We start from the raw sequence: 21,051 nt of genomic DNA, 5'->3' as shown, positions 1-21,051 counted from the left end.
GGCCGCGAGCCATGTCCATCGCCGCGCAGTTCAGTGATCTGTACGGGTACGAGCCCGCCGGGGTGTGGGCGGCCCCGGGCCGCGTGAACCTCATCGGTGAGTACACCGACTTCAACGAGGGCTTCGTCCTGCCCCTCGCGCTGCCGCACACCGCGGTGGCGGCCGTGGCGAAGCGGGACGACGGCGTGCTGCGGCTGCACTCGGCCGACATCGACGCCCCCGTCGCCGAACTGCGCGTCGACGAGCTGACCCCGCTCAGCAAGTACGGGCAGGGCGGCTGGGCCGCGTACCCGGCCGGAGTGGTCTGGGCGCTGCGCGACGCGGGCCACACCGTCACGGGCGCGGACATCCACCTCGCCTCGACGGTGCCGACCGGCGCCGGCCTGTCGTCCTCCGCCGCCCTGGAGGTCGTGACGGCGTACGCGCTCAACGACCTCTTCGGACTCGGGCTCACCACGCCCGAACTGGCCGTCCTCGCCCAGCGCGCCGAGAACGTCTTCGTCGGCGTGCCCTGCGGGGTCATGGACCAGATGGCGTCGGCGTGCGGCGAGGAGGGGCACGCGCTGCACCTCGACTGCCGTGACCTGTCGATCCGGCAGGTCCCGTTCGACCTGGCCGACGAGGGGCTCCAGCTCCTCGTCGTCGACACCCGCGTCAAGCACGAGCTGGGCGACGGGGCGTACGCGGAGCGGCGGGCCGGCTGCGAGGAGGGCGCCCGGGTGCTCGGCGTCTCGCACCTGCGCGACGTGCCGTACGCCGGACTCGACGACGCCCTCGCCACGCTGGAGCGGGCCGAGGTCGACGAGAAGGTCGTCCGCTACGTCCGGCACATCGTCTCCGACGACCACCGGGTGGAGCGGGTCATCGAGCTGCTCGACACCGGTGACGTCCGCGGGATCGGGCCCGTCCTGAACGAGGGCCATGTCTCGCTCCGCGACGACCTGCGGATCTCCTGCCCGGAGCTCGACCTGGTCGTGTCCACCGCCGTCGCCTCCGGCGCGGTGGGGGCGCGGATGACCGGGGGCGGGTTCGGGGGGTCGGCCGTGGTGCTCGTCGAGGCCGGGGACGTGGACGCGGTGACCAAGTCGGTGCTGGCCGCCTTCGAGGGGGCCGGGTTCACGGCTCCCCGGGTCTTTGCCGCGGTGCCTTCTGCCGGGGCTCGGCGGCTGGGCTGAGGTCTGTGGCTAGCCCAGTCGCTTCGTCAAGGTGAACTCCTTGACCCCCGGGGGATAGTCCGGGATCACCGACACCACCTCGTAGCCGTGCTGGCGGTAGAAGCCGGGGGCCTGGAAGTCCCAGGTCTCCAGGCGCGAGTTGGCGCATCCGTGGTGTTCGACTGCGAAGTTTTCGGCCTCGGCCAGCAGGCGGGAGCCGAGGCCCGCGCCGCGGTGACGGTCCGCGACCCACAGCAGGTCGACGTGGAGCCAGGTGGCCCAGACATGCGCGTCGAGCCCGCCCGCCAGCGAGCCGTCCGCCGGATCGAACGCCCACACCTGCAAAGGGAGTTCGCGCTCGTCAGGGGTGCCGCGCAGGGCGCGGATCGCGGGTGATGCCGCGGTGTTCGTGTCCCTCAGCAGCGAGCGGAGCAGAAGACCGCGCTCTTTGTCGACTTCTGTCTCAAAGCGAAACATGCGCCCCACGATAAACGCGCTGGACAGTCGCTGGTCGGTCAACTGGGAACCAGTTCTGCGAATTGCCTTCCCCTTGGGGCGTGCAGCCCTAGTCTGATGGACAGCACCGGTGGGGGCCGGTGTTGATCAGGGGGCGAGACAGCCGGGTACGACGCCCGGAGTGGGGGTAGCGGTTCATGCACGGCGGCGGCCGTGCGGCTGCGGTGACCTGAAGCTCCGGGCGCCGTACCTGCGTTGGTCATCCTCCCGACCAGTGGGGGTTTCAGTGGTACGTATTCGGGTTCTGGTCGTCGACGACCATCGCATCTTCGCCGAGTCCCTCGCCGCGGCGCTCGCCGCCGAGCCGGACGTCGACGTGTCGGCTGCGGGCAGCGGTCCGGCCGCACTGCGCTCCTTGGAGCGGGCGGCCGCCGAGGGGCGCAGATTCGATGTGCTGCTCGTCGACGCCGACCTGGGCGCGGCGTCCTTGCAGGGCATGCGCCCGCCGACCGTGGTGCCCGAGGGCGGTGCGCAGGACGGGCTCGTGGATGGCATCTCCCTTGTCGCAGGGGTCCGTTCGGGGCAGCCGGCCGTGCGGACGGTGGTGCTCGCCGAGCGGGACGATCCGCGCAGGGCCGCGCTCGCGTTGCAGGCCGGTGCCTCGGGGTGGGTCGCCAAGGACTGCTCCTTGTCGCGGCTGCTCAATGTCATACGAGGAGTGCTGCGCGACGAGACGCATCTGCCTCCGGCGCTGCTGACCGGGGTGCTGCGGGAGCTGACCGCGGCCCGTAAGCACCGCACCGAGTCGGAGCGGCTCGTGGAGTCGCTCACTCCCCGGGAGCGGGAGGTTCTGCGGTGCATGGTCGCCGGGCTGGGCCGCAAGGCCGTCGCCGAGCGGCTGTTCCTGTCGCCGCACACCGTCCGGACCCATATGCAGAATGTGCTCGGGAAGCTGGGGGTGCACTCGACCCTCGCGGCGGTGGCGCTCGCGCGCCGCGCGGGTGTCGGTCCTGTCGACCTTGAGGCCGCCAGCTGACTCACGCCGGGCGCGGGCACGTCGTGGCTGGTCGCGCAGTTCCCCGCGCCCCTGGGTTGTCTTTCGGGTGCGGCCCGGTGGCCGCTTCTCGCGCAGTTCCCCGCGCCCCTAAAACCAGTTCGTCACGCGCGCCTCTCGTCGTGGCTGGTCGCGCAGTTCCCCGCGCCCCTGAGATGCGCACTTCATGCGCCATCTCATCAACAGAGGCGCGCCACCGCTGTCTCGTCGGGAGGCGCGCCACCGGGCCTCATGGGGAGGCGGCGCGAAGCGCCTGCCTCAGGGGCGCGGGGAACTGCGCGAGAAGCCCCACCGGCCGGTGGACGAAGTGCGACCCAGGGGCGCGGGGAACTGCGCGATCAGCCACGACGGTGGCGCGCACGAGGTACGGCCCAGGGGCGCGGGGAACTGCGCGATCGGCCACGACGAGAGCCGCGGTCGAAGAACTGCCCAGGGGCGCGGGGAACTGCGCGACCAGCCCCCACTCGCCCGCAGGCGGACGGCTAGCCGGGGATGTTGTCGAACGGGGCCGTCAGCTGGCGGAGGAGTGAGGCCAGTTCGGCTCGGTCTCCTCGGGAGAGCTCGGCCAGGATGGCGCGCTCCTGGGCGAGGAGGCCGGCCAGGGCCTGGTCGGCGCGGTCCCGGCCCTCGGACGTCAGCCGGACCAGGACACCGCGGCGGTCACTGGGATCGGGCAGCCGCTCGACGAGGCCCTTCTTGGTGAGCCGGTCGATGCGATTGGTCATCGTGCCCGACGTCACCAGCGTCTGCGTCAGCAACTGCCCGGGGGAGAGCTGATACGGAGCCCCGGCCCGCCGCAGCGAGGTCAGCACGTCGAACTCCCACGGCTCCAGCTGATGCTCGGCGAACGCCAGCCGGCGAGCCCGGTCGAGATGGCGCGCAAGCCTGCTGACCCGACTGAGCACCTCCAGGGGCTCCACGTCGAGGTCGGGGCGCTCCCGGCGCCACGCTGCGACCAGACGGTCGACCTCGTCCTCCATGACGATCAGTGTAGGGGGTGTGTCGACATGAAGTCTCTTGATGTCGAGTGTCTTGACATCGAGATATTACGGAAGGGAGGGTGAAGGGATGACAACGAGCTCGCCCATCTGGGACCCGCAGCAATATCTCCGCCACGCGGACCACCGCGGCCGCCCCTTCGCGGACCTCCTCGCCCGCGTCCCGGAGCCGCCCCGCACCCCACCCCGCATCGCCGACCTCGGCTGCGGCCCCGGCAACGTCACCACCCTGCTCGCCGCCCGCTGGCCCGACGCGCACATCACCGGCTACGACAACTCCCCGGACATGCTCGCCCGCGCCGAGGAGCACGCCGGACCCACGGCGGGCGGCGGCCGCATCGACTTCGCGCACGCCGACGCCGCGCACTGGGCGCCCACGGACACGTACGACCTGATCGCCTCGAACGCGACCCTGCAATGGGTCCCCGGCCACGTCGACGCCTTCCCGCGCTGGCTGGACGCGCTCGCCCCCGGCGGCACCCTCGCCTTCCAGGTGCCCGGCAACTTCGACGCCCCCAGCCACGCCCTGATGCGCGAACTCGCCGGGTCCGCGCCGTGGAAGGACCGGCTCGACGGGGTGCTGCGGCACGGGGACGCGGTGCTCGACCCCGCCGCCTACCTGGAGCGGCTCGCCGGGCTCGGCTGTGCGGTGGACGCCTGGGAGACCACGTACCAGCATCTGCTCCACGGCGAGGACCCGGTCCTGGACTGGGTGAAGGGGACCGGCCTGCGGCCCGTGCTCACCGCGCTCGCCGACGACCCCGCCGCGCGGGACGCGTTCGTGGCCGCGTACCGGGACCTGCTGCGGGAGGCGTACCCGGCGACCGCGTACGGCACCGTGCTGCCGTTCCGCCGGATCTTCGTCGTGGCGGTGAAGCCCGCGTGATCACGGCCCTGGACCATGTGCAGCTCGCCGCGCCCGAGGGCAGCGAGGCGCTGTTGCGGTCCTTCTACGTCGATGTCCTCGGGATGACCGAGATCCCCAAGCCGCCGGTGCTGGCGGCGCGCGGCGGCTGCTGGTTCGGTGCCGACGGCGTGCAGCTCCATCTGGGCGTCGAGCGGGACTTCCGCCCGGCCCGCAAGGCGCACCCGGGGCTGCGGGTGCGGGACATCGAGGCGTTCGCGGAGCGGCTCGTCGCGCGGGGCGCCGAGGTGGTCTGGGACGACAGCCTTCCCGGTCACCGGCGTTTCTACAGCACCGATCCCGTCGGCAACCGGTTGGAGTTCCTGGAGCCCGCCGCCACGCGGAAGCCCGTGTGACCCGTGGTCGCGTCCGGCGTGTTGGAGGTCCGCGCCGAGCAGCGGTAGCGGTTGCAGTAGGAGGCGTGGCACAGGTGCGAGCCGCCGCGCAGGGCCCGCGCGGGGGAGCCGGGCTCGAAGCGGTCGGCCGTCCACTCCCAGACGTTGCCGACGGCGTGGTGCAGGCCGAAGCCGTTGGGGGAGAGGGAGCGCACGGGGGCGGTGCCGACCTCGGCCGTCGGGCCGTCCGGGAACGTACCGCGGAAGATCACCGCGCGGTCCGGGTCCGGCGGTTCGTCACCCCAGGGGTGGCGGGCCTGGTCGAGGCCGCCGCGCGCCGCGTACTCCCACTCGGCCTCGGTGGGCAGCCGGGTGCCCGACCAGGCGCAGTACGCCCGCGCGTCGTTCCAGGAGACGTGTGTGACGGGGTGGTCGAGGCGGTCGTCCGAGCGGGAGCCGGGGCCTTCGGGCTCGCGGTGCCAGGCGCCGGGCACCGCGAGCCACCAGTCGGCGCCGGGCACGGACTCGGCCCGCTCCCGCGCCTCGGCGGTGACGCTGCCGCGGAAGACGAAGGAGTAGCCGAAGCGTTCGGCCTCCGTCCGGTGGCCGGTGGCGTCGGCGAAGGCGCGGAACTCGGCGTGGCTGACGGCCGTGGCGGAGATCAGGAACGGCGCCACCGCCACCTCGCGCACCGGCCCCTCGCCGTCACCGGGGAACGCGTCGGCGTCCGCCGTCCCCATCCGGAACGCGCCCCCGGGCAGGGCGAGGAGCGGTGCGAAGTGACCGGCGGGCGGCCGCTGTTCCGTGTCCCGGACCGGCAGCGGCAGGGTGGTGGCCCCGGCCGGTGCGGTGGCGGAGCGGTCGGGAGCGCAGCAGCGGCGGCCCATCGGGGTTCCTCTCGCAGGCGGGGCGGTGGGCGTCAGGCGGTGCGGTCCGCGGCCAGGGCGGCCGCGAGCCCCGGGATCCCGAGCTCCGTCTCCTGTGCGGGTGTGGCCTGGTGGAGGCTGTTCTTCAGCTGGTACGGGTCCGCCTGGAGGTCGTAGTACTCGCGGAAGCCCACCTGCCCGGTGCCGCTGACCGTGCCGGAGGCGTCGGTGTGCAGGTCGTAGTACTCGGTGTACTGGCGGTCCTTGGAGACGTACGACGACCAGGTCTTCTGGCCCGCCCCCGTGCCCTGCTTCCACCACTCGATGAGCAGGTGGTCGCGGGAGTGGCCGCTGAGCAGCGAGCGGCCGTCGTGCGGGGTGTCCGGGGTGATCCCGGCCGCGTCCAGGACGGTCGGGGCGATGTCGATGTTCGCCACGATCCGGTGGTCCGTGGTGCCGGCGCCGAGCCCGCCGCCGGGCCAGGAGAGGTAGAAGGGCACCTCGTGGGCGGGGCGGTAGGGGACGCCCTTGCCGGTCAGGCCGTGGTCGGACCAGTTGAAGCCGTTGTCGCCGATGTAGATGACCAGGGTGTTGTCCAGCTGCCCGAGCGCCGCCAGCTTGTCGTGGAAGGACTGCACCGCGTCGTCCACCGAGCGCAGCGTGCGCAGTTGCTGAGCGCGCACCCGGCGGCCGTCCTCCAGGGTCTGGGTGGCGTTGCGGACGTAGGGAGGCTTGTCGCTGCGGTCGTCCTCGGGCACGGAGGGGCGGCCGTCCCAGGCGGGCACGTCGGTGCCGGCGTACTTGGCCTCCGGGGTGCGCGGGCCGTGCGAGGCGTAGGGGGTGACGTACGCGAACCAGGGGCGGTCGTCGGTGCGGGACTTCTCCAGGAAGGCGAGGGTGCGGTTCCTGACCACGGTGGTGGTGTAGCCGGGGACGGTCTGCACGGTGCCGTTCACGTTGAAGGTGCCGTCCACGTACGAGGGTCTGAGCAGCGCGAAATCCTCGAAGTGCGGCGGGTTGTCGGCCACGTCCCAGGAGTTGAGGTACTTGCCGAACAGGCCGGTGCGGTAGCCCGCCTGCTTCAGGTACCGCTGGAGGGTCGTGTGCTGGTCGAGGGCGTGCGAGGCGCCGTTGTTGCGGACGCCGTGGTTGTGGGCGAAGCGGCCGGAGAAGACCGAGGACCGCGACGGGGCGCACAGCGGGGTGGTGACGTGGCCGTTGGTGAAGCGCACGCCCTGGCCGGCCAGCCAGGCGACGGTGTTCGGGGTGGCCCACTCGGTCTGCTTGGGCTGGTCGTCGGTGACGATCAGCAGCACGTTGGGCCGGGCCGCGGCGGCCCGGGCGGGGGAGGCGGCGAGCGCGGGCAGGGAGGCCCCGGCGGCGACGGCCGCCGCGGTGCCGAGGATGCCGCGGCGGGTGGGGCCGGATGCGCCGTCGTACGTGCTGGAGGTGCTCATGACAAAGTGACCCTCTCGTCTGCGTGCGGGACGGGGCGGTGAGCGGTGCCGGTGACACGAACGCTAGGGCGCCGCCCGGGCCCGATCCATGCACGGAGCGCGAAGGGTTTGTTGCCGGTTCATTGCGGCCCCTGTCGGGGCGCTCAGCTCTTCCGGTGCCCTATCAGGCGGGGCCTCGGCTCCAGGCCGTCCAGGCCGTGCCAGGCCAGATTGACCAGGTGGGCGGCGACCTCGGCCTTCTTCGGCTTGCGGGCGTCCAGCCACCACTGGCCGGTCAGCGCCACCATGCCGACCAGCGCCTGCGCGTACATCGGCGCCAGCTTCGGGTCGAAGCCCCGGGCCTTGAACTCGCGGCCCAGGATGTCCTCCACCTGCGTGGCGATGTCGGAGATGAGCGAGGCGAAGGAGCCCGTGGACTGCGGGATGGGGGAGTCGCGGACCAGGATGCGGAAACCGTCCGTGTACTCCTCGATGTAGTCGAGGAGCGCGAACGCCGCCTGCTCGCACAGCTCCCGCGGATGCCCGGCCGTCAGGGAACTGGTCACCATGTCCAGGAGCTGGCGCATCTCACGGTCCACGACGACCGCGTACAGGCCCTCCTTGCCGCCGAAGTGCTCGTACACCACCGGCTTGGAGACGCCGGCCTTCGCCGCGATCTCCTCCACCGAGGTGCCCTCGAACCCCTTCGCGGCGAAGACGGTGCGGCCGATCTCCAGCAACTGCTGCCGTCGCTCCGCCCCCGTCATCCGCGTACGGCGCGCACGCCGTGGCTTCTCGGGCCTGTCAGTGCTCGGGGTGCTTGAGTCGGTCGCCACGTCACCCATCATGCCGTGCCGCGCTCACGCGGCGTCGGCGGCCGTGGCTTCCGGGACGCGCCGCGCCGCGATCCGGTCCTTCGACGGCCAGCGCACGTCGTACGCCCAGCCCGCCCGCTCGAACCAGCGGATCAGCCGGGCCGAGGAGTCGACCTGGCCGCGCATCACACCGTGCCGCGCCGAGGTGGGGTCCGCGTGGTGCAGGTTGTGCCAGGACTCGCCGCAGGACAGCACGGCCAGCCACCACACGTTCCCCGAGCGGTCGCGGGACTTGAAGGGGCGCTTGCCGACCGCGTGGCAGATCGAGTTGATCGACCAGGTCACGTGGTGCAGCAGCGCCACCCGCACGAGCGAGCCCCAGAAGAACGCCGTGAACGCGCCCCACCAGGACATCGTCACCAGACCGCCGATCAGCGGCGGCAGGAACAGCGAGACGAGCGTCCACATGATGAACTGGCGCGAGATCGCCCGGATCGCCGGATCCTTGATCAGGTCAGGCGCGTACTTCTCCTGCGGCGTCTGCTCCTCGTCGAACATCCAGGCGATGTGCGCCCACCACAGCCCCTTCATCAGGGCCGGCACCGTCTCCCCGAAGCGCCACGGCGAGTGCGGATCGCCCTCCGCGTCGGAGAACTTGTGGTGCTTGCGGTGGTCGGCGACCCAGCGGACCAGCGGGCCCTCCACCGCGAGCGACCCCATGACCGCCAGCGCGATCCGCAGCGGACGCTTCGCCTTGAAGGAACCGTGCGTGAAGTACCGGTGGAAACCGATCGTGATGCCGTGACAGCCGATGTAGTAGAAGAGCACCAGCAGGCCGATGTCCAGCCAGCTGACACCCCAGCCCCAGGTCAGCGGCACCGCCGCGACCAGGGCCAGGAACGGCACGATGATGAACAGGAGCAGCGTGATCTGCTCCAGCGAGCGCTTCTGCTCACCGCCCAGCGTCGCCGACGGCATCGCGGCGGCGGCATCGGCGGACGTCTGACGGGGGGCGTCGTCGATCACATCGGGGCTTGTGGCCATGGGGGCGTCCCTGTGGGTCGAGGGGTGAGATGAATCGTCGAGGGGTGAGATAAATCAAGGATTGAGAAGGTCCTGGACGGGTCAGGAGATCCTCCGGGATCCCACGGGATCCGCGGGAGTCACCGAGACCACCGACAGCGCGTCACCGGCATTCCTACGGTTCCGTAACCTACGGCGTCGTAAGTATGGCAGCGCGCTGACAGGCGGCAAGAGGCCCCGGCCCGCGCCAAGAGCACGGGCACATATCCTGGGGAACGGTCGGACAGCGCGGTCCGCTTCGAATCTCCACCCCGGACTAGTACCCGGTTCAGGGGATCCTTCCCTCCAGACGTGCTTCACCACTGCAAGGAGCCGCACCTGTGAGCAGTGCCGACGATCAGACGACTGCGACGAGCACCAGTGCCGAACTGCGCGCCGACATCCGCCGCCTCGGAGACCTGCTGGGCGAGACGCTCGTACGCCAGGAGGGGCCCGAGCTCCTCGATCTCGTCGAAAAGGTCCGCCGCCTGACGCGAGAGGACGGCGAGGCCGCCGCCGAGCTGCTGCGCGGGACCGAACTGGAGACCGCGGCCAAGCTGGTCCGCGCCTTCTCCACGTACTTCCACCTGGCCAACGTAACGGAGCAGGTGCACCGTGGCCGTGAGCTGCGCGCCATGCGCGCCGCCGAGGGCGGACTGCTCGCCCGCACCGCGGACCGCCTCAAGGACGCCGACCCGGAGCACCTGCGCGCCACCGTGCAGAACCTGAACGTCCGCCCGGTCTTCACCGCCCACCCCACGGAAGCCGCCCGGCGCAGCGTCCTCAACAAGCTCCGCCGCATCGCCGAGCTCCTGGAGACGCCGGTCCTGGAGACCGACCGCCGCCGCTACGACACCCGCCTCGCCGAGAACATCGACCTGGTGTGGCAGACCGACGAGCTGCGCGTCGTGCGCCCCGAGGTCACCGACGAGTCGCGCAACGCGATCTACTACCTCGACGAGCTGCACGCCGGCGCCGTCGGCGACGTCCTGGAGGACCTCACCGCCGAGCTGGAGCGCGTCGGCTTCAAGCTCCCCGAGGACAGCCGCCCGCTCACCTTCGGCACCTGGATCGGCGGCGACCGCGACGGCAACCCCAACGTGACCCCGCAGGTCACCTGGGACGTCCTGATCCTCCAGCACGAGCACGGCATCAACGACGCGCTCGACATGATCGACGAGCTGCGCGGCTTCCTCTCCAACTCCATCCGCTACACCGGCGCGACCGAGGAGCTGCTCACCTCGCTCCAGGCCGACCTGGAGCGGCTGCCGGAGATCAGCCCCCGCTACAAGCGGCTCAACGCCGAGGAGCCCTACCGGCTCAAGGCCACCGCGATCCGGCAGAAGCTGGAGAACACCAAGGACCGGCTGGCGAAGAACACCCCGCACGTCGACGGCCGCGACTACCTCGGCACCGCCGAGCTGCTCCACGACCTCACCCTCATCCAGACCTCCCTGCGCGAGCACCGCGGCGGCCTCTTCGCCGAGGGCCGCATGAACCGTACGATCCGGACGCTCGCCGCCTTCGGCCTCCAGCTCGCCACGATGGACGTCCGCGAGCACGCCGACGCCCACCACCACGCCCTCGGCCAGCTCTTCGACCGGCTCGGCGAGGAGTCCTGGCGCTACGCCGACATGCCCCGCGACTACCGCGGCAAGCTGCTCGCCAAGGAGCTGCGGTCCCGGCGTCCGCTCGCGCCGACCCCGGCGCCGCTGGACGCCGCGGGCGAGAAGACCCTCGGCGTCTTCCACACGGTCAAGCGGGCCCTCGACGTGTTCGGCCCCGAGGTCATCGAGTCGTACATCATCTCGATGTGCCAGGGCGCCGACGACGTCTTCGCCGCCACCGTGCTCGCCCGCGAGGCCGGCCTCATCGACCTGCACGCCGGCTGGACGAAGATCGGCATCGTGCCGCTCCTGGAGACGACGGTCGAGCTCAAGTCGGCCGACACCATCCTGGAGGACATGCTCTCCGACCCGTCCTACCGGCGCCTCGTCGCGCTCAACGGGGACGTGCAGGAGGTCATGCTCGGCTACTCCGACTCCTCCAAGTTCGGCGGCATCACCACCTCCCAGTGGGAGATCCACCGCGCCCAGCGCCGGCTGCGCGACGTCGCCCACCGCTACGGCGTCCGCCTGCGCCTCTTCCACGGCCGCGGCGGCACCGTCGGCCGTGGCGGCGGCCCCTCGCACGACGCGATCCTCGCCCAGCCCTGGGGCACCCTGGAGGGCGCCATCAAGGTCACCGAGCAGGGCGAGGTCATCTCCGACAAGTACCTCGTGCCGTCGCTGGCCCGCGAGAACCTCGAACTGACCGTCGCCGCCACCCTCCAGGCCTCCGCGCTGCACACCGCGCCGCGCCAGTCCGACGAGGCCCTGGCCCGCTGGGACGCCGCCATGGACGTCGTCTCGGACGCCGCGCACGCCGCGTACCGCAAGCTCGTCGAGGACCCGGACCTGCCGACGTACTTCGTCGCCTCCACGCCGGTCGACCAGCTCGCCGACCTGCACCTGGGCTCCCGGCCGTCCCGCCGCCCCGGCTCGGGCGTCTCGCTCGACGGCCTGCGCGCCATCCCGTGGGTGTTCGGCTGGACCCAGTCGCGGCAGATCGTGCCCGGCTGGTTCGGCGTCGGCTCCGGCCTGAAGGCGCTGCGCGAGGCGGGCCTGGACAGCATGCTCGACGAGATGCACGAGCAGTGGCACTTCTTCCGCAACTTCATCTCCAACGTCGAGATGACGCTCGCGAAGACGGACCTGCGCATCGCCCGCCACTACGTCGACACGCTCGTCCCGGACAACCTCAAGCACGTCTTCGAGGTCATCGAGGCCGAGCACGCGCTGACCGTGGCCGAGGTCCTGCGGATCACCGGCGGCGCCGAACTCCTCGACACCCAGCCGGTCCTGAAGCAGACGTTCTCCATCCGCGACGCCTACCTGGACCCGATCTCCTACCTCCAGGTCGCCCTGCTCAAGCGGCAGCGCGACGCCGCCGCGGCGGGCGAGGAGCCGGACCCGACCCTGGCCCGCGCCCTCCTCCTCACCGTCAACGGTGTGGCGGCCGGCCTGCGCAACACCGGCTGACCGGAGAGCACGCGGCTAGAAGCTCAAGGTGGCCCAGGCCGCCGACAGCAGTACCGTCCCGGCGCCTCCCGTGATCCACGCGAGGCGCCGGTGGCGCATCCCGCCCGCGATCACCACGCAGGCCAGCAGCAGCGCCCCGCCCAGCGGGATCCACGCCTTGAAGAACCCGGCCGGGCCGATCCGGACGGCCTGAGCCGTGTCCGGCTTGATCACCACGGGCAGCCGGACGCCCTTCTTCTCGCCGACCGAGCGGTCCATCGTCACCTTCGGGGTGCGCACCGGCCCCTCGGCGGACGGCGCGAACGCCCCGCCGCACGTGCCCCCGTCACACCGGTCGAGCACCACGTGCCCGTGCTCGCGCCCCGTCTGGAAGATCACGTGCTGGGCCGTCCCCCAGGACGCCCAGAACCCCGCGACCAGCAGAAGCAGGGCAAGAGCCGCCGACACGACCTGCCGCGAGACCGACACCGCTGAAGCCATGGCCGGGATCCTTGGCCATGACCCGGTCGAACGTCAACTGTTGTACGAGGACTGAGCGCGCTCAAGACCTTCCGTGACCAGCGCCTCGACCGCGTCCGCCGCCCGGTCCACGAAGTAGTCCAGCTCCTTGCGCTCCGCCGAGGAGAAGTCCTTCAGTACGAAGTCGGCGACCTGCATCCGGCCCGGCGGCCGCCCGATCCCGAACCGCACCCGGTGGTAGTCGGGGCCCATCGCCTTGGTCATCGACTTCAGCCCGTTGTGCCCGTTGTCGCCGCCGCCCAGCTTCAGCCGCAGCACCCCGTAGTCGATGTCCAGCTCGTCGTGGACCGCCACGATGCGGTCCGTCGGCACCTTGTAGAAGTCACGCAGCGCCGTCACCGGGCCGCCGGAGACGTTCATGTACGACATCGGCTTGGCCAGCACGACCCGGCGGCTCAGCGGTCCGGGCGGGCCGATCCGCCCCTCCACGACCTGCGCCTGTCCCTTGGTCGCCCGCTTGAACTTGGCGCCCATGCGCTGTGCGAGCAGGTCGGCCACCATGAAACCGACGTTGTGCCGGTTCATCGCGTACTCGGGACCCGGGTTGCCCAGCCCGGCGATGAGCCAGGGGGCGTTCTCGTCGGACATCCGCATTCCTTGGGTAGAGAGAGCGGTACGGGGTGGTGGGCCGAGCCCACCACCCCGTACAGAGCGTCGAAGAAGCCAGAAGGCTCAGGCCTCCGCGGCGGCCTCTTCGCCCTCGGCGGCGTCCTCGGCGGGCTCCTCGGCCTGCGCGGTCAGGACCTGGAGGACGACGGCGTCCTCGTCGACGGCCAGCGTGGTGCCCTTGGGCAGCTCGACGTCCTTGGCGATGACCGAGTCACCGGCGTCCAGGCCGGCCACGGAGATGGTGACCGACTCGGGGATGTGCGTGGCCTCGGTCTCGACGGCCAGCGTGTTCAGGACGTGCTCCAGCAGGTTCGCACCCGGGGCCAGCTCGCCCTCGACGACGATGGGGAGCTCGACGGTGACCTTCTCGCCGCGCTTCACGAGGAGCAGGTCGACGTGCTCGAGGAAGCCCTTCAGCGGGTCGCGCTGCACGGCCTTCGGGATCGCCAGCTCGTTCTTGCCGTCGATGTCCAGGGACAGCAGGACGTTCGGGGTGCGCAGGGCGAGCAGCAGCTCGTGGCCCGGCAGCGTGATGTGGATCGGGTCGCCACCGTGGCCGTAGACCACACCGGGAACCTTGTTCTCACGACGGATACGGCGGGCGGCGCCCTTGCCGAACTCGGTACGGGTCTCAGCGGCGAGCTTGACCTCGGACATGTGCTCTCAACTCCTCGTAGAACTCTCGGGGGAAAGGTCACCCGGCCACGAACGGCCTGCTACGAAGAGCGCGTCGATAACGGACCGCCGCGACCTCTGAGAACAGAAGTGCGGCCTCCCTCGCCGAGCAACTTGAACAGGTTACCCGGCGGGGAGGCCGCACCCAAATGGATCTTTACGCTTCGCCCTCGAAGAGGCTGGTGACCGAGCCGTCCTCGAAGACCTCGCGCACCGCGGAGGCGATCGTCGGGGCGATCGACAGGACCGTGATCTTGTCGAGCTCCAGCTCGTTCGGCGTCGGCAGCGTGTTCGTGAAGACGAACTCGCTCACCTTCGAGTTCTTCAGACGGTCCGCGGCGGGACCGGAGAGCACACCGTGCGTCGCCGTCACGATGACGTCCTCGGCACCGTGCGCGAACAGGGCGTCCGCGGCGGCGCAGATCGTGCCACCGGTGTCGATCATGTCGTCGACCAGGACACAGACCCGGCCCTTCACGTCACCGACGACCTCGTGCACGGTCACCTGGTTCGCGACGTCCTTGTCACGGCGCTTGTGGACGATCGCCAGCGGCGCGCCGAGACGGTCGCACCAGCGGTCGGCGACGCGCACGCGGCCGGCGTCCGGCGAGACCACCGTCAGCTTGTCGCGGTCGACCTTCGCACCCACGTAGTCCGCCAGGATCGGCAGCGCGAACAGGTGGTCCACCGGGCCGTCGAAGAAGCCCTGGATCTGGTCCGTGTGCAGGTCGATCGTCAGGATGCGGTGCGCACCGGCCGTCTTCAGCAGGTCCGCGATCAGACGCGCCGAGATCGGTTCACGTCCGCGGTGCTTCTTGTCCTGCCGCGCGTAACCGTAGAACGGCACGATGACGGTGATGGAGCGGGCCGACGCGCGCTTCAGCGCGTCGATCATGATGAGCTGCTCCATGATCCACTTGTTGATCGGAGCCGTGTGGCTCTGGATCAGGAAGCAGTCGGCGCCACGAGCGGACTCCTGGTAGCGGACGTAGATCTCACCGTTGGCGAAGTCGAAGGCCTTCGTCGGAACGATCCCGACACCGAGCTGGTGCGCGACCTCCTCGGCAAGCTCGGGGTGGGCGCGGCCGGAGAAGAGCATCAGCTTCTTCTCGCCGGTCGTCTTGATCCCGGTCACAGCACTAGTCTCCTCAGACGAGTTCGTCCGCCGCAGCTGCCCGCGCGTCCCTATAGCAGCGAGCCAGGCGAATCGTGTGCACCTATCACGGTACGCCGTGTCGGACGCACCTGTTTCCGGTCAGCCCTCGCTGCCGGGCTCCCGAGCAGCGGCTTCGGCCGCCTTGGCGGCCGCGCTCCCGGGTCGCTTGCGGGCCACCCAACCCTCGATATTCCTTTGCTGGCCCCGGGCGACGGCCAGCGAACCGGGCGGTACGTCCTTCGTGATCACGGAGCCCGCGGCGGTGTAGGCACCGTCCCCGACCGTGACAGGCGCCACAATCATGTTGTCCGCTCCGGTCTTGCAGTGCGACCCCACCGTCGTGTGGTGCTTGTTCTCACCGTCGTAGTTCACGAAGACGCTCGCGGCACCGATATTGGTGAAGTCGCCGATCGTCGCGTCACCCACATAGGAGAGATGCGGGACCTTCGTGCCGTCGCCGATCGTCGCGTTCTTGGTCTCGACGTACGTACCGATCTTGGACTTCACGCCGAGCCGGGAGCCCGGACGCAGATACGCGAACGGGCCGACCGACGCCTGCGGGCCGATCTCCGAGTCGTACGCCACCGCGTTGTCCACCCGGGCGCCCGCGCCCACCACCGTGTTCGTCAGCCGCGTGTTCGGGCCGACGACCGCGCCCTCCGCGAGATGCGTCGAGCCGTGCAGCTGGGTGCCGGGCAGGACCGTCGAGTCCCGCTCGAACGTCACCGTCACGTCGACGAAGGTCGACGCCGGGTCGATCACCGTCACGCCGTCCAGCATCGCCGCGTGCAGCAGCCGGTCGTTCAGGATGCGGCCCGCCTCGGACAGCTGGACGCGGTTGTTGATCCCGGCGATCTCGCGGTGGTCACGCGCCACGGACGCGCCGACGCGGTGCCCGGCCTCGCGCAGGATGCCGAGGACGTCGGTCAGGTACTCCTCGCCCTGGCTGTTGTCCGTGCGGACCTTCTTCAGCGCGTCCGCGAGGAGGCGGCCGTCGAAGGCGAAGACGCCCGAGTTGATCTCGCTGATCGCGCGCTGCGCCTCGGTGGCGTCCTTGTGCTCGACGATCGCCGTCACGGCGCCGGTGCCGGCCTCGCGCACGATGCGGCCGTAGCCGGTGGCGTCGGGGACCTCGGCGGTCAGGACCGTCACGGCGTTGCCGTCCGCGGTGTGGGTGGCGGCCAGGTCGGTCAGGGTGCCGCCGGTGAGCAGCGGCGTGTCGCCGCAGACCACGATCACGGTGCCGTCGAGGGTGCCGGCCGGGTCGATGCCCTCCAGGCCCATGCGGACGGCGTGGCCCGTGCCGTTCTGCTCGTGCTGGATCGCGGTGACGGCGCCGCTGTCGATCGTGTTCACGTGCGCGGTGACCTTCTCGCGCTCGTGGCCCACGACGACGACGAGCCGCTGCGGGCTCAACTCCCGTGCGGCGGCCAGGACGTGGCCGACCAGTGAACGGCCACAGAGCTCGTGCAGGACTTTGGGGGTGGCCGACTTCATGCGGGTGCCCTCACCCGCGGCGAGAACGACTACGGCGGCCGGGTTCGTGGCGCTGGTCACGGGGTGCCCTTCGGCTCTGGATGCGATGTGGGGTGGACATTCGCAGGATACCGGGGGGTTCTGGGCCGGAAATGAGGGCGGGGCCCGACCGTTTCCGGTCGGGCCCCTTGCGTCGTGCTCCCGAGGAAGGAATCGAACCCTCATTCAATGGACCAAAACCATTTGTCCTGCCATTAGACGACTCGGGATCGTCTGCGCTTTATGTCCGATTCGAGATATCGGTGTCGAGCACCGCCCCTACTATGCCGTACCAAGCCCCCTCGATGCGACGGTACAGGTCGGCGCTCTGCCGGACTTTGATCACGAGACAGCCCCGGTAACGCTCGCCCACGTTCTTGCGGACCGTCTTCGGGTTGTGCTTCTTGAGCGTCGTTTTGTAGAAGGCGCTCCGGGGCGCCCCGGTGAGGCCGGCCCAGTGCTTCTCGGCGTCCGGCACGTCCGCGGACTCGTGGATCAGCACGCCGAAGCGCAGGCGGTCGCGGTCCACGCCGAGCAGGTCGAGCCAGGCCAGGAACACCTGGATCATGCCCGGGTCGCTGTTGACGAAGGTGACGGTCTCCCGGCGCGCGTGCGGCTTGTCCTTCGTGCCCTCGGCCCAGTAGAGGGCGACGCCCGTGAGGAACAGTTCGCGGTCGGACAGCGGGCCGACGGCTCGTCGTGCCGTGTCCTTGGTCTGCCGTCGCGCGGCCTCCCGCGTCGCGCTCTCGTGCTCCCATCGCTTGCGCGCCGCCAGCTTCGCCCGCTCCGACGTGTCCGGCCGGGCTGGCTTCGGCAGATCCCGTACCCACAGCGAGATCGAGCTTTTCGAGCAGCCCAGCTCGATCTGGATCCGGTCGTAGGTCCAGCCCTGGAGGCGCAGTTCCCGTGCGCGGTCGCGCAGGTCGTCCTTGGCGTTCGGGCGCCCGGTCCAGTCGGGCGGGGGTTCGCCTTCGAGCAGGCGGTTGAGGAGGTCGTTGTTGTCGACGTGGATGCGGTCGCGGATCTGGCGGCGGCTCAGTCCTTCCCGCCGCAGCGCGAGCGCCTGTTCGCGAAGGGTCTCGAAATCGTCGTACGTGCCTGTGGCATGCGTCATAGGCACAGGCTCCGGCGGACGATGTCATTCCGGGCTGAAACCGCTGGGGGCGCAGCAGTTCGAGTGATACCCGTTGGTTTCGGCCGCGTTCGATTGTCGGGTGTGGTGTAGGCCAGGAGGTAAAAGTCTCCTGAAACGGGAGCGGGGGCGCCCGTAGGCTGGACGCATGACCACGACGGGGGAAGTTCACCGAGCCACGGCCGGGGGGCCGTGGTGGTGGGAGCGGCGGCGCAGTGCGCTGTTCGACGTCGGACTGGGGGTGCTGTCGGCCGCGGAGTGCGCGGTCGAGGGAGTTTCGTTCGCGCACAAGGCGGGGCTGCCCGCCGCGGTGGGGGTCGTCTTCGGGGTGCTCGCCGGGGCGACGCTGGTGCTGCGACGGCAGTGGCCGATCGCGGTGGTCCTGGTCTCGGTGGCGATCACGCCGGCCGAGATGGGCGTGCTGATGACGGTCGTCGCCCTGTATTCGCTGGCCGCGTCCGAGATGCCCCGCCGGATCATCGGCGCGCTGGCATCGATGTCATTCGCGGGGACGCTGATCGTGACGGTCGTGCGGGCGCAGCAGGACGCGGCGCACGGGGTCGACGCGTTCCAGGTGGGCGGCTGGCTGATTCCGTTCATCGCGATCACCACGGCGCTGGGTGTCACGGCTCCGCCGTTGCTGCTCGGCATGTACGTGGGTGCGCGCCGCCGCCTGATGGAGAGCCTCCAGGAGCGCAACGAGTCGCTGGAGCGCGAGCTGTCGCTGCTCGCCGAGCGGGCCGAGGAGCGGGCCGAGTGGGCGCGGGGTGAGGAGCGGACGCGGATCGCGCGGGAGATGCACGATGTCGTCGCGCACCGGGTGTCGCTGATGGTGGTGCACGCGGCGGCCTTGCAGGCGGTGGCCCGCAAGGACCCTGAGAAGGCGGTGAAGAACGCCGCGCTGGTGGGGGACATGGGCCGCCAGGCGCTCACCGAGCTGCGGGAGATGCTCGGGGTGCTGCGTTCGGGTGAGGCCGTGCCGCAGCGGGTGCCGGAGGTGCCGTTGCAGGCCGTCGGGGTGGCCGCGGCGGCCGCCGCATCGCGGGCCGAGGTGGAGGCCGAGGGGGAGAGCGGGCCCTGTCTGGCCGAGCTGGAGGAGCTGGTGGGGCAGTCGCGGGCCGCCGGGATGGTCGTCGAGATGTCGGTCGAGGGTGACGTGCGGGTGTACGCGGCCGTGGTGGAGCAGACGGCGTACCGGGTGGTGCAGGAGGCGCTGACCAATGTGCACAAGCACGCGGCGGGCGCGAAGACGTATGTGCGGCTCGCTCATCGGGGGGCCGAGGTGGCGATGCAGGTGGAGAACGAACCGCCGCCGGTGCCGGCTGATGCCTCTGCGGGGTTGCCCTCCGGGGGGAACGGGCTGGTGGGGATGAAGGAGCGGGTGTCCGGGCTCGGGGGTGTGTTCGTGTCGGGGCCGACCGATGCCGGGGGTTTTCGGGTGTCGGCCGTGCTGCCGGTTCGGGTGGCGGCGCTGGGCGCCTGAAGGGTCTCGTGCTCGGGCGCGGGCCGGTGGGGGCTTCTCGCGCGGTTCCCCGCGCCCCTGGGTTGTCTTTCGGGTGCGGCCCGGTGGCCGCTTCTCGCGCAGTTCCCCGCGCCCCTAAAACCAGTTCGTCACGCGCGCCTCTCGTCGTGGCTGGTCGCGCAGTTCCCCGCGCCCCTGAGATGCGCACTTCGTGCGCCATCTCATCGGAGAGACGCGCCACCGCCGCCCGGCCGGGAGAGGCAAGCCACCGTCGCGCTCATCGGGAGAGGCAAGCCACCGTCGCGCCATCGGGAGGCACACCACCGGGCCCCCATAGGGAGGCGCGCGGAGCGCAACCTCAAGGGGAGGCTGCGCGCAGCGCACGCCTCAGGGGCGCGGGGAACTGCGCGAGAAGCCCCACCGGCCGGTGGACGAAGTGCTACCCAGGGGCGCGGGGAACTGCGCGAGAAGCCCCACCGGCCGGTGGACGAAGTGCTACCCAGGGGCGCGGGGAACTGCGCGAGAAGCCCCACCGGCCGGTGGACGAGGTGCGACCCAGGGGCGCGGGGAACTGCGCGATCAGCCACGACGAGAGCCGCGGTCGAAGAACTGCCCAGGGGCGCGGGGAACTGCGCGAGGAGCGGCCGCCCGGCGGCAGATGGTGGCGGGAGGTTCTAGGCCGCTTGCAGGCGTGGTGGCTGCAAGCCCGCGATCAGGGTTTCCAGGGCCTGGTCGATGGTGGGGCCGAGGTACCAGTCGCCGCTGTGGTCGAGGGCGTAGACCCGGCCCTCGGTGTCGATGGCGAGGAGCGCCTCGGTGCCGGATTCGGCGCCGAGCGGGCAGACCTCGGTGTCGAGGGCGCGGCCGAGGTCGCCGAGGGTGCGGGCCATGTGCAGGCCGTGCAGCGGGTCGAGGTGCGGCTGGGAGGGGGCTATGTGCCGGCCGGGCCCGGCCGGGGTGATGTGCAGGCCGCCGAACTCGGCCCAGGCCTCGACCGCCGCGGGGAAGACGGCGTGCCGGTGCCCGGCGGGGGAGACGTGGGTGCGCAGGGCGTCGGCCCAGAACTCGGCCTGCTTGATGTCCCAGCGCCCGGGCTGCCAGCCGGCGGCGCGCAGGGCGGTGTCGGCGGGGGCGGTGAAGCGGGTCGGCGAAGTGCTGTTGTCGGTGGGGGAGTCGGGCATCAGCGGGCGGCCTCGTCGGTGTCGTCGGTCGGATCGACCACGCGGACGCCGAAGTGGGCGGTCAGCGCGGCGCAGGCGCGGCAGGGGCGGGCGAAGCCGCCGTGCAGCGGGTCGCCGTCCTCGCGGATCCGGCGGGTGGTGAGCTTGGCGTGCTTGAGGGCCTTGCGGGCCTCGCTCATCGTCATCGGTCTGCGCCGGGCCCGCTTCGACTTCTCCGTGCGCTCGGTGTCGCTCGACGCGAGGTGCCGGGAGATGAGGATGGCCTCCGCGCAGCGGCCGGTGAAGCGGTCGCGCTGGGCGGACGTCAGGGTGTCGAGGAAGTCCTGGACCAACGGGTGCAGCGCGGGCGCCTGTTCGCCGCGGGCCGCGGTGGAGGTGAGGGTGGTGCCGCGGACGGACAGGGCCGCGGCGACCGTCGGCAGGATGCCGTCGCGGCGGCCGAGCAGCGCCGGTGCGGGGGCGCTGTCGGTGGCGCTCCAGCCCACGCGTGGGTCGGCACCCACCCCGCTGTCGGTGGGTGTGACGGACTGGGCCGTGCCGCTGTTCATGTGGTGCTTCCCCTCTGCGTCCCCGCCTGCGGTCTCCCGCTGCAATCCCCCGGGTTGCCTGGACAGAGTGCCAAATGGGGCGGGCGGTGCGGTA

At 71.2% G+C, this 21,051-nt stretch carries 20 protein-coding genes and 1 tRNA gene; 6 read left to right on the top strand and 15 right to left on the bottom strand.

Going from position 1 to position 21,051, the window contains the following annotated elements:
• Positions 1–11: 11 nt before the first annotated feature.
• On the top strand, positions 12–1,175 hold the full coding sequence (gene galK / locus K377_RS26165; protein ID WP_111665964.1) for a galactokinase: 1,164 nt from the start codon (positions 12–14) through the stop codon (positions 1,173–1,175).
• A 9-nt stretch (positions 1,176–1,184) separates the two neighbouring features.
• Here galK and K377_RS26160 read toward each other — a convergent pair whose 3' ends face one another.
• Positions 1,185–1,631: an N-acetyltransferase gene (locus tag K377_RS26160; RefSeq protein ID WP_202455412.1), complete on the bottom strand. Its 447-nt coding sequence runs from the start codon at positions 1,629–1,631 to the stop codon at positions 1,185–1,187.
• A 265-nt stretch (positions 1,632–1,896) separates the two neighbouring features.
• Between K377_RS26160 and K377_RS26155 the strand changes: the two genes are divergently transcribed.
• Positions 1,897–2,646, top strand: coding sequence for a response regulator transcription factor (locus K377_RS26155; RefSeq protein WP_111665963.1), 750 nt, complete (start codon positions 1,897–1,899; stop codon positions 2,644–2,646).
• A gap of 500 nt (positions 2,647–3,146) precedes the next feature.
• Here the strand turns inward: K377_RS26155 and K377_RS26150 are convergent, their stop codons facing one another.
• Positions 3,147–3,644, bottom strand: coding sequence for a MarR family winged helix-turn-helix transcriptional regulator (locus K377_RS26150; protein ID WP_111665962.1), 498 nt, complete (start codon positions 3,642–3,644; stop codon positions 3,147–3,149).
• A gap of 88 nt (positions 3,645–3,732) precedes the next feature.
• On the opposite strand from K377_RS26150, the gene K377_RS26145 reads away from it, so the two are divergent.
• Together K377_RS26145 and K377_RS26140 are read left to right on the top strand one after the other, a co-directional pair.
• Entirely contained in the window at positions 3,733–4,548 is an 816-nt protein-coding gene (locus K377_RS26145; protein WP_111665961.1) for a trans-aconitate 2-methyltransferase, read from the top strand.
• Complete coding sequence (locus K377_RS26140; protein ID WP_111665960.1) at positions 4,545–4,922, top strand: VOC family protein; 378 nt, start codon at positions 4,545–4,547, stop codon at positions 4,920–4,922. Before K377_RS26145 ends, K377_RS26140 begins: the two co-directional genes overlap by 4 nt.
• Here the strand turns inward: K377_RS26140 and K377_RS26135 are convergent.
• From K377_RS26135 to K377_RS26120, 4 genes are all read right to left on the bottom strand, one after another.
• Complete coding sequence (locus tag K377_RS26135) at positions 4,853–5,788, bottom strand: formylglycine-generating enzyme family protein (RefSeq protein WP_111665959.1); 936 nt, start codon at positions 5,786–5,788, stop codon at positions 4,853–4,855. The genes K377_RS26140 and K377_RS26135 overlap by 70 nt on opposite strands.
• Positions 5,789–5,820: 32 nt before the next feature.
• Positions 5,821–7,224, bottom strand: coding sequence for a sulfatase (locus K377_RS26130; RefSeq protein ID WP_111665958.1), 1,404 nt, complete (start codon positions 7,222–7,224; stop codon positions 5,821–5,823).
• 143 nt (positions 7,225–7,367) lie between these two features.
• Positions 7,368–8,051, bottom strand: coding sequence for a TetR/AcrR family transcriptional regulator (locus K377_RS26125; protein WP_111665957.1), 684 nt, complete (start codon positions 8,049–8,051; stop codon positions 7,368–7,370).
• Between the two features lie 12 nt (positions 8,052–8,063).
• On the bottom strand, positions 8,064–9,062 hold the full coding sequence (locus K377_RS26120) for a fatty acid desaturase (RefSeq protein ID WP_111665956.1): 999 nt from the start codon (positions 9,060–9,062) through the stop codon (positions 8,064–8,066).
• Positions 9,063–9,421: 359 nt separating this feature from the next.
• Here K377_RS26120 and ppc point away from each other — a divergent pair, with 359 nt between their 5' ends.
• Positions 9,422–12,160, top strand: a complete 2,739-nt coding sequence (gene ppc, locus K377_RS26115) for a phosphoenolpyruvate carboxylase (RefSeq protein ID WP_111665955.1) — start codon at positions 9,422–9,424, stop codon at positions 12,158–12,160.
• A gap of 15 nt (positions 12,161–12,175) precedes the next feature.
• Here ppc and K377_RS26110 read toward each other — a convergent pair whose 3' ends face one another.
• The 7 genes from K377_RS26110 to K377_RS26080 all read right to left on the bottom strand — a co-directional run bounded on the left by K377_RS26110 (position 12,176) and on the right by K377_RS26080 (position 17,748).
• Positions 12,176–12,640: a hypothetical protein gene (locus K377_RS26110; protein WP_111665954.1), complete on the bottom strand. Its 465-nt coding sequence runs from the start codon at positions 12,638–12,640 to the stop codon at positions 12,176–12,178.
• Positions 12,641–12,673: 33 nt separating this feature from the next.
• A complete protein-coding gene (pth, locus tag K377_RS26105; protein WP_375605956.1) occupies positions 12,674–13,267 on the bottom strand; it encodes an aminoacyl-tRNA hydrolase in 594 nt (197 codons plus the stop codon).
• An 84-nt stretch (positions 13,268–13,351) separates the two neighbouring features.
• Positions 13,352–13,945: a 50S ribosomal protein L25/general stress protein Ctc gene (locus tag K377_RS26100; RefSeq protein ID WP_111665952.1), complete on the bottom strand. Its 594-nt coding sequence runs from the start codon at positions 13,943–13,945 to the stop codon at positions 13,352–13,354.
• Between the two features lie 175 nt (positions 13,946–14,120).
• Complete coding sequence (locus tag K377_RS26095; protein ID WP_111665951.1) at positions 14,121–15,098, bottom strand: ribose-phosphate diphosphokinase; 978 nt, start codon at positions 15,096–15,098, stop codon at positions 14,121–14,123.
• A gap of 120 nt (positions 15,099–15,218) precedes the next feature.
• On the bottom strand, positions 15,219–16,676 hold the full coding sequence (glmU, locus tag K377_RS26090) for a bifunctional UDP-N-acetylglucosamine diphosphorylase/glucosamine-1-phosphate N-acetyltransferase GlmU (protein WP_111665950.1): 1,458 nt from the start codon (positions 16,674–16,676) through the stop codon (positions 15,219–15,221).
• Positions 16,677–16,793: 117 nt separating this feature from the next.
• Positions 16,794–16,864: transfer RNA gene (locus tag K377_RS26085), tRNA-Gln, on the bottom strand.
• Between the two features lie 11 nt (positions 16,865–16,875).
• Entirely contained in the window at positions 16,876–17,748 is an 873-nt protein-coding gene (locus tag K377_RS26080; RefSeq protein WP_111665949.1) for a hypothetical protein, read from the bottom strand.
• 166 nt (positions 17,749–17,914) lie between these two features.
• Here K377_RS26080 and K377_RS26075 point away from each other — a divergent pair, with 166 nt between their 5' ends.
• Positions 17,915–19,249 (top strand): sensor histidine kinase, encoded by a 1,335-nt coding sequence (locus tag K377_RS26075; RefSeq protein WP_111665948.1) that lies wholly within the window; start codon positions 17,915–17,917, stop codon positions 19,247–19,249.
• A gap of 653 nt (positions 19,250–19,902) precedes the next feature.
• Here the strand turns inward: K377_RS26075 and K377_RS26065 are convergent.
• Entirely contained in the window at positions 19,903–20,409 is a 507-nt protein-coding gene (locus tag K377_RS26065) for an SUKH-3 domain-containing protein (protein ID WP_111665946.1), read from the bottom strand.
• Positions 20,409–20,957 carry a YwqJ-related putative deaminase gene (locus tag K377_RS26060; protein ID WP_111665945.1) on the bottom strand — a complete coding sequence of 183 codons (549 nt, stop codon included), beginning with the start codon at positions 20,955–20,957 and terminating at the stop codon, positions 20,409–20,411. Before K377_RS26060 ends, K377_RS26065 begins: the two co-directional genes overlap by 1 nt.
• Between the last annotated feature and the right edge of the window lie 94 nt (positions 20,958–21,051).

Origin of the sequence: Streptomyces sp. PsTaAH-137, from assembly GCF_003259365.1 — a bacterium.
In the GTDB taxonomy this organism is placed as follows: Bacteria; Actinomycetota; Actinomycetes; order Streptomycetales; family Streptomycetaceae; genus Streptomyces.
The sequence above is the reverse complement of the archived record's forward strand: the minus strand, read 5'-3'. Positions and strand labels throughout refer to the sequence as shown.